11 protein-coding genes are annotated in these 14,492 nt (G+C 57.0%); 6 read left to right on the top strand and 5 right to left on the bottom strand.

Going from position 1 to position 14,492, the window contains the following annotated elements:
• Nucleotides 1-21 precede the first annotated feature (21 nt).
• Nucleotides 22-1,671, top strand: coding sequence for an alpha,alpha-trehalase (locus RVY89_RS20930; RefSeq protein ID WP_484826355.1), 1,650 nt, complete (start codon nucleotides 22-24; stop codon nucleotides 1,669-1,671).
• Between the two features lie 120 nt (nucleotides 1,672-1,791).
• On the opposite strand, the gene RVY89_RS20925 is transcribed toward RVY89_RS20930, so the two are convergent.
• On the bottom strand, nucleotides 1,792-3,381 hold the full coding sequence (locus RVY89_RS20925; RefSeq protein WP_371898969.1) for an STY4199 family HEPN domain-containing protein: 1,590 nt from the start codon (nucleotides 3,379-3,381) through the stop codon (nucleotides 1,792-1,794).
• Between the two features lie 148 nt (nucleotides 3,382-3,529).
• Here RVY89_RS20925 and RVY89_RS20920 point away from each other — a divergent pair, with 148 nt between their 5' ends.
• Entirely contained in the window at nucleotides 3,530-4,069 is a 540-nt protein-coding gene (locus RVY89_RS20920) for a GNAT family N-acetyltransferase (protein WP_484826354.1), read from the top strand.
• 255 nt (nucleotides 4,070-4,324) lie between these two features.
• Here the strand turns inward: RVY89_RS20920 and RVY89_RS20915 are convergent, their stop codons facing one another.
• Nucleotides 4,325-5,083 carry an SDR family NAD(P)-dependent oxidoreductase gene (locus RVY89_RS20915; RefSeq protein ID WP_484827970.1) on the bottom strand — a complete coding sequence of 253 codons (759 nt, stop codon included), beginning with the start codon at nucleotides 5,081-5,083 and terminating at the stop codon, nucleotides 4,325-4,327.
• Between the two features lie 119 nt (nucleotides 5,084-5,202).
• On the opposite strand from RVY89_RS20915, the gene RVY89_RS20910 reads away from it, so the two are divergent.
• From RVY89_RS20910 to RVY89_RS20900, 3 genes are all read left to right on the top strand, one after another.
• Complete coding sequence (locus RVY89_RS20910; protein ID WP_395304899.1) at nucleotides 5,203-6,102, top strand: LysR family transcriptional regulator; 900 nt, start codon at nucleotides 5,203-5,205, stop codon at nucleotides 6,100-6,102.
• A gap of 52 nt (nucleotides 6,103-6,154) precedes the next feature.
• Nucleotides 6,155-7,180, top strand: a complete 1,026-nt coding sequence (yhjD, locus tag RVY89_RS20905; RefSeq protein ID WP_484826353.1) for an inner membrane protein YhjD — start codon at nucleotides 6,155-6,157, stop codon at nucleotides 7,178-7,180.
• A gap of 260 nt (nucleotides 7,181-7,440) precedes the next feature.
• Complete coding sequence (locus RVY89_RS20900) at nucleotides 7,441-8,763, top strand: MFS transporter (protein ID WP_104949925.1); 1,323 nt, start codon at nucleotides 7,441-7,443, stop codon at nucleotides 8,761-8,763.
• Between the two features lie 93 nt (nucleotides 8,764-8,856).
• On the opposite strand, the gene RVY89_RS20895 is transcribed toward RVY89_RS20900, so the two are convergent.
• On the bottom strand, nucleotides 8,857-10,899 hold the full coding sequence (locus tag RVY89_RS20895; protein WP_484826352.1) for an AsmA family protein: 2,043 nt from the start codon (nucleotides 10,897-10,899) through the stop codon (nucleotides 8,857-8,859).
• Nucleotides 10,900-10,964: 65 nt separating this feature from the next.
• Nucleotides 10,965-11,738 (bottom strand): cyclic-guanylate-specific phosphodiesterase, encoded by a 774-nt coding sequence (gene pdeH / locus RVY89_RS20890; protein WP_484826351.1) that lies wholly within the window; start codon nucleotides 11,736-11,738, stop codon nucleotides 10,965-10,967.
• A gap of 229 nt (nucleotides 11,739-11,967) precedes the next feature.
• Between pdeH and kdgK the strand changes: the two genes are divergently transcribed.
• Nucleotides 11,968-12,897 carry a 2-dehydro-3-deoxygluconokinase gene (kdgK, locus tag RVY89_RS20885; protein WP_484826350.1) on the top strand — a complete coding sequence of 310 codons (930 nt, stop codon included), beginning with the start codon at nucleotides 11,968-11,970 and terminating at the stop codon, nucleotides 12,895-12,897.
• 99 nt (nucleotides 12,898-12,996) lie between these two features.
• Here kdgK and RVY89_RS20880 read toward each other — a convergent pair whose 3' ends face one another.
• Complete coding sequence (locus RVY89_RS20880) at nucleotides 12,997-14,490, bottom strand: M16 family metallopeptidase (protein ID WP_484826349.1); 1,494 nt, start codon at nucleotides 14,488-14,490, stop codon at nucleotides 12,997-12,999.
• Nucleotides 14,491-14,492 lie beyond the last annotated feature (2 nt).

Raw genomic sequence — 14,492 nt, 5'->3', positions numbered from 1 at the left:
CAACCGGAGGTCCCTATCACCATGTTCAACCAGAAACTACAGGCTACCGAGAACATCGAGTTCGAGATTGCAGAAGAGCTGCGCTACGAGACCGATCCCTGCGAGTTGAAACTGGATGAAATGATTGAGGCGGAGCCGGAACCCGAAATGATCGAGGGGCTACCCGCCTCCGATGCATTGACGCCCGCAGACCGCTATCTTGAACTGTTCGAGCATGTTCAGTCGACGCGGCTGTTTGCGGACAGCAAAACCTTCCCCGACTGCGCGCCGAAGATGGATCCGCTGGATATCCTGATCCGCTACCGCAAGGTCAGACGCCACCGGGATTTCGACCTGCGCCAGTTCGTGGAGAACCACTTCTGGATGCCCGAAACGTACGGCACAGAATATGTCTCCGACCCGGGACTCTCCCTGAAGGAGCACATTGATAACCTGTGGCCGGTGCTGACGCGCGAGCCGCAGGATCATATTCCCTGGTCTTCCCTGCTGGCGCTGCCGCAGGCCTATATCGTTCCCGGTGGGCGATTCAGCGAGACTTATTACTGGGATTCCTATTTCTCCATGCTGGGGCTGGCGGAGAGCGGTCGTAACGATCTGCTCAAGTGCATGGCGGACAACTTCGCCTGGCTGATTGAACGCTACGGGCATATCCCCAACGGCAACCGCACCTATTATCTCAGCCGCTCACAGCCGCCGGTCTTTGCCCTGATGGTGGAGCTGTTCGAGGAGGACGGCGTGCGCGGTGCGAAACGCTATCTGGATCATCTGAAAATGGAGTACGCATTCTGGATGGACGGCGCGGAGTCGCTGCTGCTTAACCAGGCTTACCGCAGCGCCGTGCGCATGCCGGACGGTTCACTGCTCAACCGCTACTGGGATGACCGCGATACCCCGCGCGACGAATCGTGGATTGAGGACGTGGAAACCGCGCGCCACTCGGGCCGTCCGCCAAACGAGGTGTATCGCGACCTGCGCGCGGGTGCGGCGTCCGGCTGGGATTACTCATCCCGCTGGCTGCGCGATCCGTCGCGGCTCGCCAGCATCCGCACGACGCAGTTTATCCCCATCGACCTGAACGCCTTCCTGTTCAAGCTGGAAAGCGCCATCGCCAACATCTCGGCGTCGAAAGGGGATAAAGAGACGGCAGAGGCGTTCCGCCAGAAAGCAAACGAGCGCCGCGCGGCGGTGAACCGCTATCTGTGGGACGAGGAGAGCGGCTGTTACCGCGATTACGACTGGCGGCGCGAAGAACAGGCGCTGTTCTCGGCAGCCAGCATTGTACCGCTGTACGTTGGCATGGCGACCCACGAGCAGGCCGAACGCCTGTCGGATGCGGTCAAGGCGCGACTGCTCACGCCGGGCGGTATTCTGGCGACCGAGTACGAAACCGGCGAGCAGTGGGATAAACCCAACGGCTGGGCGCCGCTGCAGTGGATGGCGATTCAGGGGTTCAAGCAGTACGGCAACGATTCGCTGGGCGATGAGATCGCCTGGAGCTGGCTGCATACGGTGAACCATTTCTACAAGACGCACCACAAGCTGATTGAGAAGTACCACATCGCCAGCAGCACGCCGCGAGAAGGTGGCGGGGGTGAATATCCGCTGCAGGATGGTTTCGGCTGGACAAACGGCGTGGTGCGGCGGCTGATCGGGTTGTATGGTGAGCCTTAAGTGGGGTGCGGTCTGATGCCCGCACCCCTCACCCACTGCCCTCTCCCCAAAGGGGCGAGGGGGAAAAGACCGCACCGCGCAGTCCCCTCTCCCCTTTGGGGAGAGGGTGAGGGGAAAATGTTAGCGGATCACCTCATAAATGGCGCTCTGAATAGACTGCCATTTTTTGGTGGCGGCATCCGGCTGCGACTGCGCGCGGCGTGTAGCCATGTCGAGATCGTGCTGCTGGCGTTTCACCACCGCAGGCACGGTGCAGAAAGCTTTGAGATACTCTTTACGTACCGAGGTCAGAGACTCGCCGTTCGACATCGCATGGCTGAGCGTGTTGATGAAGCGGCGACACGGCTTCTCTTCAACCATGTTCTGCCGGTAGCGTAACATCAGCTCCAGCACGTCGTCATAGCCTGCCGACATCGCCTCTTCGGTCCAGGACAGCTTCCAGTCCATACCGCCCTGCAAAAATAGCAGGGTCACGCGGGTATCGTTGCGGTTAATGGCCGAGCGGAAATTATTCTCGTCCCACGTGACCCCCATGCGCGTGAGCGTTTCGCGCGAAGAAGGCGTCTCGCGCATTTCCTGCGGAGGGGCCGCTTCAGCCGCGCTGGCAGTTGCAGGCTGCGGTTTGCTGCTGGTCACCAGCCAGAATCCCCCCGCCACGATGGCAATCACCATGACGCCAACCGCCCCCCATAGCGCACCGGAAATGAGCTGTTCGCGTTGTTCGGGGGTGCGCGGCGCGCGCTGGGTCGGCTTTTCAATTGTGTCACGGACTTCAAACAGATCCCCACCGGTGACCCGATCCATTTTCTGCGCCTTTTCCCAGAAGGTATGCAGTTCGCTGGCATCTACCGCCATGAATCCCGCGGGATTGACGCGCGTTCTCCCCTCTTCAAACGCGCGCTGAACGGGCCGCGCGATCTGCGCATAGTAGTTATCCAGCAGCTGAATTTGCGCCGAGCTTAACGTTTTCTGCACTGTGATGCTGTTGCGGATTTGCCGAATGTCATCGAGAAAGGTTTGCAGCGTTTTGCGCGGTTCAACCAGCAGCGTCAGCATGGACGGGTCGCTGAAAAGCGAAGCGTAATAGCGGCTGAACTCTTTTTTATCCACCAGCATCTGCGCCAGTTCACTGAACATCATGCCGCTCAGGACATCGTTGATCTCGCCAAGCTTCAGCCAGCGCCGAACGCGATCGGCGTTAAACAGGGTCTTAAGATGGTTGTTCAGCCGCACCTGATCGGGCCAGGCCTGCTGGATGAGCCCTTTAATCATCAGCTCGATCGCGCGCACCTGCTTGTGCGCCTGCTGCTGCTGAAGCTCGCTTCCCGGTGCCAGATCGGTGCTATAGGTCAACAGCGGCTGCTGCAGGCGCAGGTGTTCCAGCGCGGTCACAAAGCGCATTGCCGCAATAAGCTGGTTTTCACTCACATCCTGTCCGCTTTCATACTGCGGAACACGCTGTTGCAGCAGGCGCAGCTGGAGCGTAAATTCCGACATCTCGGCATCATTCAGGTTGAGTTTTTTCGCAACGGCTCCCCAGCCGCCCAGGGCTAATCGCGCGCTGTCGAGTTGTTCCAGGAACCAGCGTGGATCTTTGCCCTCAGAAGCATGTACATTCAGAAGGAGTAAAATTTCCACCGACGCATGGCGAATGACCGCCAGACAGTGTTCAAACTGTTCGCGAATATGATGTGATGTGCTGAGACTCATTGTTTTCCTTAAGCGACAACGAAGACATCCGGAATGGGCACGAGACGCCCTTTTTTCTTTTTATTTATACGCGGTTAACCATACCTGACTTTCTGTTGAAATAAAGTGACAACCCTAAAATGATTTAAAATGTTTCAGGAGAATCTGAATGCCGGTTTTAATTACCTCTCGCCTTACCTGTTCGCCCCTGCAGGAGCAAGACTGGCCCTTTTTTCTGGCGCTCCAGCAGCACCCGGACGTTATGCGCTTTGTGGCGCAAGACCGCCCCGTCGCGGCGATCCGAGAGGCGTTTGATTCGCGCCTGACGCCATGGGCACCGGGCAGCGCGCACTGGCTTTGTCTCGTCGTACGTGACACCGCCTCGCAGGCCCCGCTGGGCGTTACCGGGTATATTCATCGGGAGGAGGACTGCGCCGAAGTGGGCTTCCTTTTCGCACCCGAGGCGCAGGGGAAAGGTTACGGCTTTGAATCCCTGAAAGCGCTTTGCGATTACGCTTTTCATCAGGGCGGTATACGGCGACTCACCGCCACCGTCACCGCGGGGAATGTCGCGTCAAGACGCCTGCTGGAAAAAGCCCGCTTTCGCCTGGAAGGTGAATTACGCGAGAGCTATTACCTTGGAGGGCGCTGGCAAAATGACTGGCTATTTGGTTTATTGCAGCAGGAATACCTGAATAATAATTCCTGACCACCACCTTTTTAGCAGATATTTCCCGAACGTCGTTTCCTCTTCAGTGTCGCAATTAAGAGGAAACGAATATCAAACGTCATTCGCTGAAAATATTTGCTGCGACAATTGCGTTAATAAAAAAACATCAGGATCTTTGTCTGGAGAAATATCGTGATGAAAATGGGTTATCGCCTATGGCTGCCTGCGTTCTTTATCACTGTCGGTATGCAGACACATTCATACTAAGGGGTTCCTTCCCCTTACGCGCGTGCATTACAGGAACATTCCGCCAGACACTTCAATACGTTGCGCATTCATCCAGCCCAGCTTATCGCTGAGCAGTGCAGCAATGGCATCGCCAATATCGTCCGGCAGTCCCACCCGTCCCAGCGCCGTCTGCGAGGCCAGCATCTGATTCAACTCCGCGTTGTCGCGCACGCGTCCACCGCCAAAGTCAGTTTCTATCGCGCCCGGCGCAATGATATTGACGGAAATTCCGCGCGCGCCCAGCTCTTTCGCCTGATAACGCGTCAGCACTTCCATCGCCCCCTTCATGGCCGCGTAGGTCCCGGAGCCCGGCTGGGTAAAGCGGGCCAGACCGCTGGAGACGTTGAGGATACGTCCGCCGTCGTTAAGCAGCGGCAGCAGGCGCTGGGTCAGGAAGAAAGGTCCTTTGAAATGAATGTTCAGCGCTTCATCAAACTGGGCTTCCGTCGTGTCGGCATAGGGCGCATATAAACCCGTTCCGGCATTGTTTAATAAATAGTCAAAGGTTTCACGCTGCCAGACGGTACTAAGGGTTTCCTGAAGCTGTTGGGCAAAATGATCAAAACCCGTGATATCCCCGACGTTAAGCTGTAATGCCGCTGCGTTGACGCCTTTTTCCTGAATTTCATGCACAACATCCAGCGCTTCCTGCTGGCTACGGTTGTATGTCAGGATAATTCCCGTGCCGTCTGCCGCCAGCTTTAACGCAGCGTTTTTACCCAAGCCACGGCTACCACCCGTCACTAATGCGATACGTTCACTCATCATAAACCTCGTTTTGGCTATTAAGGAGATTGAGAAAGAGCTTATTAGGTGATAGAAAATCAATAAAGATGGGTTAAAGCGCTTCACTGTTTCAGCAGTAACAACAATGAGCTTCCGCTATGGATAAAATTCACGCAATGCAGTTGTTCGTCCGCGTCGCGGAACTGGAGAGTTTTTCCCGCGCGGCCGAAACATTAACCCTGCCGAAAGGCAGCGTCTCGCGGCAAATTCAGGCCCTGGAGAATCGGCTTGGCACCCAGCTATTGCACCGCACCACGCGCCGCGTCAGCCTGACGCAGGACGGCATGGTCTATTACGAACGGGCAAAAGATCTGCTGGCAAACCTTGATGAACTCGACGGTATGTTTCAGCACGATCCCTCAAGCATCAGCGGCCGCCTCCGCGTGGATATGCCCGTCAGCGTTGCTCGAAATTTAGTCATTCCTAAACTGCCTGCTTTTCTGCAGCACTATCCGGGCATTGAACTGGAGCTCAGCAGCAGCGATCGCCTGGTGGATGTGATCCGCGAAGGGTTTGATTGCGTCGTCCGCGTCGGCACGCTGAAGGATTCAGGGCTGATTGCCCGTCCGCTGGGCAAGCTGTCGGTGATTAACTGCGCCAGTCCGGATTATCTGGCGCGATTTGGCTACCCGGAAACCCTGGACGATTTAGGCTCACACGCCGTCATCCACTACGCCGCGATGCTGGGAACCCGCCCGCAGGGCTTTGAGTTTTATAACGGCAGTGCGACGCAGTGGATAAAAACGGGCGGGGTGTTAACCGTCAACAGCACGGAAACTTACCAGGCTGCCTGTCTCGCCGGGCTGGGCATTATTCAGGTGCCGCGCGTCGGGGTGCGCGATTTACTGCGCGCGAAGAAGCTGATTGAGATCCTCCCGCAATACCGGGCCGAACCGATGCCTGTCTCCCTGATTTATCCCCACCGCCGCAACCTCTCACGCCGGGTCCATCTGTTCATGGAGTGGCTAACTGAACTCACAAAAGCTTACGTGGACTAGTCGCAAGCTATAATTCAAAAACATATCCAGCTCAACGAAAAGGAAAATGCGCGTGACGCCGGAAAACAACCCGCAACGACCCACCCAACATTTAGAGTATGAGCCCGTCAAAAAGATGGAAACCGGGCCCGAAGAGGCCAAAACGCCAGGCACCGCCAGCAAAGCGCTGGGGACCGTCACCGGCATCGCCGCGAGAATTCAGCAGTTTCCCATGGTTGCGCATCTGATACGCGCGACCGAGCGTTTTAATGACCGCATGGGGAACCAGTTTGGTGCCGCCATCACCTATTTTTCCTTCCTGTCGATGATCCCAATCCTGATGGTTTCGTTTGCGGCGGCCGGTTTTGTGCTCGCCTCGCACCCGACGCTGCTGCAGGATATCTTCAATAAGATCCTGAATAACGTCAGTGACCCGACCCTTGCCAGCACGCTCAAAAGCACCATCAATACCGCCGTTCAGCAGCGTACTACCGTCGGCATCGTCGGTTTGCTGATTGCCCTATACTCCGGCGTTAACTGGATGGGCAACCTGCGCGAGGCCATCCGCGCCCAGTCGCGCGACGTCTGGGAGCGTAAGCCGCAGGATCAGGAGAAAATCTGGGTTAAGTATCTCCGCGATTTTGTTTCGCTGATTGGCCTGCTCGTCGCGCTCATCGTGACGCTTTCCATTACCTCCGTGGCGGGCTCGGCGCAGCAGATGATCATCTCCGCGCTCTATCTTGATTACATCGAATGGCTGAAGCCCGCCTGGCGCGGCATTGGGCTGGCGATTTCCATCTTCGCCAACTACCTGCTGTTCTTCTGGATCTTCTGGCGCTTGCCCCGCCATCGTCCGCGCAAGAAGGCGCTGATCCGCGGCACGTTGATTGCGGCAATCGGCTTTGAAGTGATTAAAATCGTGATGACCTACACGCTGCCGTCACTGGTGAAATCCCCGTCCGGCGCGGCGTTTGGCTCTGTGCTGGGGCTGATGGCGTTCTTCTATTTCTTCGCGCGTTTAACCCTGTTCTGCGCGGCGTGGATTGCCACCGCCGAGTACAAAGACGACCCGCGAATGCCGGGAAAAACGCATCGGTAAAGTCACTCCCGGGCTGAAATTTCAGCCCGATTGTTCATTTCAGCATATAAATCCAGTCCGTAACTTTTATTTAACCGAAAATCAGTTTTATTGACTGATATTTAAAATCTGTGAAGCATTTCATAGACGTGTTTTGGCTGGCCTGAACATTATCCGCTTTTTGTTGCTTTTATAACCAGCCAGCGGCTTTGTTACAGATTGAAATGTCGCTTTTGCTGTGCGTAATATGGCCTTTCGTTCGACAAAAATAAGAAAATATTATGCAAGCAACCGCCACCACACTCGACTCAGAAACGGAAAACGTTCCGGTAAATTCGCGCAATAAAGTCGTCGTCGCCTCGCTGATTGGCACCGCCATCGAGTTCTTCGACTTTTATATTTACGCCACCGCCGCGGTCATCGTCTTCCCGCACATTTTCTTCCCACAGGGCGATCCGACGGCGGCCACGCTGCAGTCCCTGGCGACCTTTGCTATCGCGTTTGTTGCGCGTCCGATTGGCTCCGCGCTGTTTGGACACTTTGGCGATCGCATCGGACGTAAAGTGACGCTTGTGGCCTCGCTGCTGACGATGGGGATCTCCACCGTGGCTATCGGCCTGCTGCCTACGTATGAGACCATCGGCATTCTGGCGCCGGTCCTGCTGGCGCTGGCGCGCTTCGGTCAGGGTCTGGGCCTGGGTGGTGAATGGGGTGGAGCTGCGCTGCTGGCCACCGAGAACGCCCCGGCGCGCAAGCGCGCGCTGTATGGCTCATTCCCGCAGCTTGGCGCACCGATTGGTTTCTTCTTTGCCAACGGGACGTTCCTGCTGCTCTCCTGGCTGCTGACGGATGAACAGTTCATGAGCTGGGGCTGGCGTATCCCGTTTATCTTCTCAGCCGTGCTGGTACTGATTGGCCTGTACGTGCGCGTTTCTCTGCATGAGACCCCAGTTTTCGCGAAAGTGGCCGCAGCGAACAAGCAGGTGAAAGTGCCGCTGGGCACGCTGCTGACCAAACACGTCCGCGTGACCGTGCTGGGCACGTTTATCATGCTCGCCACCTACACGCTGTTCTACATCATGACCGTTTACTCCATGACCTTCAGTACCGCCGCCGCGCCGGTTGGGCTGGGCCTGCCGCGTAACGAAGTGCTGTGGATGCTGATGATGGCGGTGATCGGGTTTGGCGTGATGGTTCCAATTGCCGGCCTGCTGGCGGATAAATTCGGTCGTCGTGCAAGCATGATTACCATCACCACGCTGATCATCCTGTTTGCCCTGTTCGTCTTCCCGCCGCTGCTGGGTTCCGGTAGCCCGGCGCTGGTGATGGCCTATCTGCTGATTGGCCTGAGCCTGATGGGGCTGACCTTCGGCCCGATGGGTGCGCTGCTGCCAGAGCTGTTCCCGACTGAAGTGCGTTATACCGGCGCGTCGTTCTCGTATAACGTCTCGTCAATTCTGGGCGCCTCCGTTGCGCCGTATATCGCCACCTGGCTGCAGGCAAACTATGGCCTGTTCTATGTGGGCGTCTATCTGGCGGCCATGGCGGCGCTGACGCTGATTGCGCTGCTGCTGACGCACGAGACGAAACATCAGGCTCTGTAAGCTAATGCCGGGTGGCGGCTACGCCTTACCCGGCCTACGATTCAAATGTAGGCCGGGTAAGCGCAGCGCCACCCGGCAATAACAGGCCGCACCTTACTTCTTCATCTGCGACAAAATATTCCGGCACTGATTCGCCTCGCCTTCTGACGGCGAAATCAAGGCCAGCAGCGCTGCGGCTGGCGTGACCAGCGTGGCAAGCGCCGCAGCCACCGCGCCGCGCGCAATCAGCGGCCCCGGCTTCACGCCCGCCTGCGGATTTTTGAAGGTCCCGCGCACGTACAGCGGCGAGCGCAGCGTGATAATGCGGATCCCCTTACTTTCCGGATCAATCGTCAGATCAAGCTGCTCCGAGGCCATGCTGGCGGTACCGGTCACGTTAATCACCGCATTTTCCGTGTCGAAGGCAAAAATCTGCGGGCGCGCCACGCCGTTCACCAGATCCAGATTGGCCGCCGCGCAGTTCACCCGCACCTCGTCATCACCGAAGATTTGCCCGATGACGTAGTTACCGACGTTCAGCCCCAGGATCTCCATCAGGTTGCGACTCACCAGCCCGTCGTTCATCAGCAGCTTCAGGTTGCCATTACCGCTTCCCAGCAGCGCCGCCACGGAGTTCCCCACGCCGCGAATGTCGGCATCACCGTTCATTTCACCGAGGGTTTTCTGCATCAGCTCTACGTTCGGCATTAGCTCTTTCAGCTTCAATCGACGCGCCTGGATCTCCGCCCGCCCCTGCATCGGCTTCTTATCGCCTTCCAGGTGAATGTTTGAGGAAATCGTCCCGCCCGCCATGCCGAACTTCAGCGGCTGCAGGCGCAGGTCTGCATTTTTGAGGAGGATATGGGTCGAAAGATTGCTGATCGGCAGCGTACTGCCATGTTCAATTTTCCCACCTTTGAAGCGTACATCCGCATCCATCACGTTCCATTTATCGGTTTCGAAACGATCGTAAGGCAATACTTTACCCGCAGGCTGAACGTCTTTTTTGACCTCTTTGGACTTTGTGCCTTTGCCCGAATCCACGCCAATCAACGGACCAAGATCGGCCAGACGCAGCTGACGGGACTCAACGTCCCCTTCCAGTTTCGGGCGCGGTTTTCCGGTGGTGTAGGTCAACGTGCCGTGGATGTCGCTGTCGCCGATGCGGCCGTTGAAATCCCGGTAGTCAAAAACGGACGCTTTTTCGGTATCGATTTTGGCGACCAGATGCCCGTCCGTTTCGAACGGTGGGGTATCCGGCAGCAGCACGCCGGTTAGTTCATACAGCTCGCCCAGCGAATCACCGGCAAATTTGAGCTGAAGGTCCACGCCCCCCATATTCATCGGGTCGTTGACCGTGCCCACGAACGCAACGCGGGTGTTACCGGAACGGAAGTCCGCCTGCACCGGGAACGGCGTGCCTTCGCTCCGTAGCGCCAGCATGCCGCCTATTTTCCCTTTACCGCTGAGCGGCTGGTCGTTGTAGCGTCCTTTTGCCGTCAGGCCGAAGACATAGTCGCCCACGCTTGCCGCGTCGCCTTTCGCCTTCGTCCCCGTGACCTCGCTAAACGGCAGCGGCTTGCCGAGCGGATCGACCAGGATCTCCACGTCGGCCTTGCTGACTTTGTCGTCGATGGCGATCCGCCCGCGATCGAAGAGAATATTGTCGAGACGGAATGACCAGGACGACGGCTGGGCATTCGGATCCTTTTCGCCGTCGCTGGCAAGGTTAAACGTCCAGTTGTTATTTTTTTCTGAGAGGCGGATCAGGCGCGCATCGGGCTGTTGAAGTTTGATCCACGGCAGATAGACCGTTTTGGTGAAGAGCGCGAGCGGAGCCAGCGTGGCTTCAACGCGCGGCAGGTGGATCATTGTGACGTCCGGGATATCCGGCGGGTTACCGAGAATGATGTCGTCAGCATGGACGTGTGGCCAGGGGATCCAGCTTCGCCAGCCGGGCTCCTCTTTCTGACGCTCCCATACCACACCTAAATCACCGCGTATGGCGAAGGGGCGATTCAGTTCGGTTGAGACTTTCTGGTTGATGGTCGGCTTGAGACGGTTCCAGTCAAACGTCGCAATAATGATGGCGACGACCACGATCAACAACAAGAAAATCCCTGCTGTCCAGGAGATTACCCTGGTTGTTCTCGTCATTTTTATCCCCTTTCCTGATGACCTGTCCTGTAAAACTATAGTCCAGACAAAGGGAAGCGGGCTTATCAGAGGGTAGTTATCACGCTATCGAGGCGATCCATGGGTACCGGACGGGAGAGGAAATAGCCTTGCGCCGCCGCGGCAGGCGAGTTTTGCACATCACGCCACTCTTCCAGCGTTTCCACACCTTCAACAATCACGCCCTGGCAATAGCGGTTCATCAGCTGTAATAACAGCGTAAACAGGTTCCGCCCTTCCGGGGTCTGACGCAGCATAATGAACAGATCGCGGGCCACTTTAATGTAGTCGTAGCGTACTTCACTCAGGGCGGAGAAGTTCGCCATGCCGGTGCCAAAGTCATCGAGCCACAGCGGGCCGTATTCGCATATCGAAGCAAACGAGGAATCCTGCGGCAGACGGACATGCTCCACCAGCTCAAAGCGCATCCACGGCAAGGTGGCGATCAGCTCCTGCAATTTCGCGTTCTGGCGCAGCGCCAACAGGGTTGGGCCATCGACGTTCACCGAGGCGAGGATATCGTGCTGTTCGAAAAAGGCGTGCTTCGTTGCCAGCATGCGAAGCTGCTCTTCCAGCACGTCCAGACGCTGGCGAACGGCAACTTCAGCAAAATAGCGATCCGGCGCGATGCGCTGAGTAGGGTTTGAGGGGTGCGTAACGACGGTCAAAATTTCGATGGCCATCAGTCGACCATCTGTTCGGTAGATCGGCTGATAGGTGTACGCACGCTCACATTGCAGCCAGTAGCGATGCTCCTGCAAGTTCTCAATACTTGCCTCAGGCGTAGTGCTCAGCCGCTGGATAACCTGCTCTGACTTCATTTCAGATGTCCTGTTGTTGGGATAGCCTTTCTGGACTCGTCACAGGATTATCGGCGCGGCAATTGAGAACTTTATGTTCAATTCACCGGGAAAATGAAATTAAGATGACAGAAATGCGCAGGAACACGCGTTGGCTCAAATAAAATAATGGAACGTTGTTTTAATATAGTTGACCGGTCAATTCACTCAGCGCACACTGCTGTTAATTCTTCTGTTCAGGTTCACGATTATGTCTAAAAAAATTGCCGTGATTGGCGAATGCATGATTGAGCTGTCACAAAAAGGCTCGGAAGTCAGCCGCGGATTTGGTGGCGATACGTTAAACACGTCGGTTTATATTGCCCGTCAGGTCGCACCTGAGGCGCTCACCGTGAACTACGTTACCGCCCTGGGCACGGACAGCTTCAGCCAGCAAATGCTGGAAGCCTGGCAAAGTGAACATGTTGAAACGTCGCTGATTCAGCGTATGGAAAACCGCCTCCCGGGGCTTTATTACATCGAAACCGACAGTACAGGCGAACGCACGTTTTATTACTGGCGTAACGAAGCCGCGGCCAAATTCTGGCTGGAGAGCGACGCGGCCGCGGCTATCTGCGAAGAGCTGGCGACATTTGACTATCTCTATCTGAGCGGCATTAGCCTGGCGATTTTAAGCCCCGCCAGCCGAGACAAGCTGCTCTCACTGCTGCGCGAATGCCGTGCTAACGGCGGCAAGGTCATTTTCGATAACAACTACCGCCCGCGCCTGTGGGCCAGCCGCGAAGAGACGCAGCAGGTCTATCAGCAGATGCTGCAGTGCACCGACATCGCCTTCCTGACGCTCGACGATGAAGACGCCCTCTGGGGAGAGAAACCGGTAGAAGACGTGATTTCGCGCACGCAGGCGGCAGGCGTGAGCGAAGTGGTGATTAAGCGCGGTGCGGATTCGTGCCTGGTCGCGGTGGCGGGTGAAGCGCTGGTTGACGTTCCGGCGGTGAAGCTTGCCAGAGAGAAAGTGATTGATACCACGGCGGCGGGTGATTCATTTAGCGCGGGCTATCTGGCGGTACGCCTGACGGGTGGAGCGCCGGAAGCGGCGGCACAGCGCGGTCACCTGACGGCCAGCACGGTGATTCAGTATCGCGGGGCGATTATTCCGCGCGAGGCGATGCCTGTTTAAGTAGGGTGCGGGCTGATGCCCTCACCCTAACCCTCTCCCACAGGGAGAGGGGACTATGAACACCCCCTCCCCTTTGGGAAGAGGGTCGGGGTGAGGGGATTACTGCCCTTGCGGAATATCCGTCGCGTCCGGATGTAAATCATCCGCCGAGACGGCCTGCGCTGGCTGCGGCGCGGTCGCCATAATGGAATCCCAGGTCGTCTGCAGTTCCTTCATGTCATATTCCGGCTCGCCCTTCGGCTGCAGAAGGATCAACGCCATCTCCTGCGACAGCTGCTGACGGAGATCCTGATTGAGCATCTCGACGGTCAGACCGTTCAGGAAGTCCTGACGAAGCTTCTGATACTGTTCCGGCGCAATGTCCACCACCTGATTCTGCAGGGAACGAATACGCTGGCTGATCAGAATGTCGGTATCGGCGCGAGCATAGGTCGCAAACAGCTTCTGCAGCTCGAGTTTTTTCTGCGCCACGAGCGCGTTGAATTCCTCTTCGGAAAGCCCCTCTTTACGCACTTTTGCCAGCTCTTTCGCGACCACACCCAGATTGGCATTCAGCTTATCGCCCGGCGATTCAACGTTGATGGCGCACTGCGCACGCTGGAACAGCACGCGGCAGTCAAAGCCAAGACCGATATTCTTGACGTTGTTCTTGCTCAGCGTCTGCTGAACGTGCCAGAACAGCGCCTCACGCGCCAGATCGGCACGCCAGTAGCGCAACATCGCCGCGGACTCACGGATGGGCTGCCAGGCGTTGTCCCACATAACGGAGAGGCGATCCTGACGCACGGTGTCCGTCATAATGCTGACAGGCTCTGCACGCAGCGGAGAGAGCGTCGGGACAGGGGCTGGCGTTTCACGCTTGCCTTTCAGATCGCCAAACGCTTTGTTGATCTGCTCCACCACCGCGCGGCTGTCCACGTTACCCACCACGATCAGCGTCATCGCGTCCGGGGTGTACCACTTCTGGTAGAACGATTTTACCTGTTCAGCGTCCACCGGCTGCTTCAGCGGTTCGGCCGGGTCATGTCCCAGTAACGTTGAGCCCTTCAGGCGGTAACGCCACCAGCCCTCTTTGGTATCCCCGGGCCAGGTCGCCACCATGTCGCTGTTGCTCAACGCATAGTTGACGGTGTCCGGCGTAATTGCCAGATTGCCAGAGGCATCAGAGAGATACGTAAGCGCTTCTTTAAGCAGGTCGTTACGGTTATTAGGCAGGCTCAGGTTAAACATGGTGTAGTCATACGAGACCACCGCCGGCGGGAGTGGGCGTTTCGGATCGATGGCCTGCTGCCAAAGCGAACGCACCTGAACCGCTTGCAGGCTGCCGCTCTGCGTGAGCGCCAGCCGGGGAATAAAATGGCTAAAACCGGTTTGCTGAGTGCTTTCCGTGAGGGAACCGGTATTAACAGACAGACGGATTTCAATACGGTCACTGGGACGTTGCGGCGTGGCTAAAACCTGCCACTGAAAACCGTTCGCTAATGTCCCTTGTTGCCAGGCCGGGTCTGGCTGGAGCGCATCTGCCTGCACATAACTGGCTGCTGCCATCATCAGCAAACCGCCGGTTAAGAGTCGAATTTTTGTGCCCTGCATGT

The sequence above is a fragment of the Enterobacter sp. 3U4 genome (assembly GCF_057224565.1).
The sequence above is the reverse complement of the archived record's forward strand: the minus strand, read 5'-3'. Positions and strand labels throughout refer to the sequence as shown.

What these genes read in the sequence shown, in the direction of transcription:
- RVY89_RS20900 (WP_104949925.1), top strand. Translation starts at nt 7,441, where the DNA reads ATGCAAGCAACCGCCACCACACTCGACTCAGAAACGGAAAACGTTCCG.
- RVY89_RS20895 (WP_484826352.1), bottom strand. Translation starts at nt 10,899, where the DNA reads ATGACGAGAACAACCAGGGTAATCTCCTGGACAGCAGGGATTTTCTTG.
- kdgK (WP_484826350.1), top strand. Translation starts at nt 11,968, where the DNA reads ATGTCTAAAAAAATTGCCGTGATTGGCGAATGCATGATTGAGCTGTCA.
- RVY89_RS20920 (WP_484826354.1), top strand. Translation starts at nt 3,530, where the DNA reads ATGCCGGTTTTAATTACCTCTCGCCTTACCTGTTCGCCCCTGCAGGAG.
- RVY89_RS20925 (WP_371898969.1), bottom strand. Translation starts at nt 3,381, where the DNA reads ATGAGTCTCAGCACATCACATCATATTCGCGAACAGTTTGAACACTGT.
- RVY89_RS20915 (WP_484827970.1), bottom strand. Translation starts at nt 5,083, where the DNA reads ATGAGTGAACGTATCGCATTAGTGACGGGTGGTAGCCGTGGCTTGGGT.
- RVY89_RS20930 (WP_484826355.1), top strand. Translation starts at nt 22, where the DNA reads ATGTTCAACCAGAAACTACAGGCTACCGAGAACATCGAGTTCGAGATT.
- RVY89_RS20880 (WP_484826349.1), bottom strand. Translation starts at nt 14,490, where the DNA reads ATGCAGGGCACAAAAATTCGACTCTTAACCGGCGGTTTGCTGATGATG.
- RVY89_RS20910 (WP_395304899.1), top strand. Translation starts at nt 5,203, where the DNA reads ATGGATAAAATTCACGCAATGCAGTTGTTCGTCCGCGTCGCGGAACTG.
- pdeH (WP_484826351.1), bottom strand. Translation starts at nt 11,738, where the DNA reads ATGAAGTCAGAGCAGGTTATCCAGCGGCTGAGCACTACGCCTGAGGCA.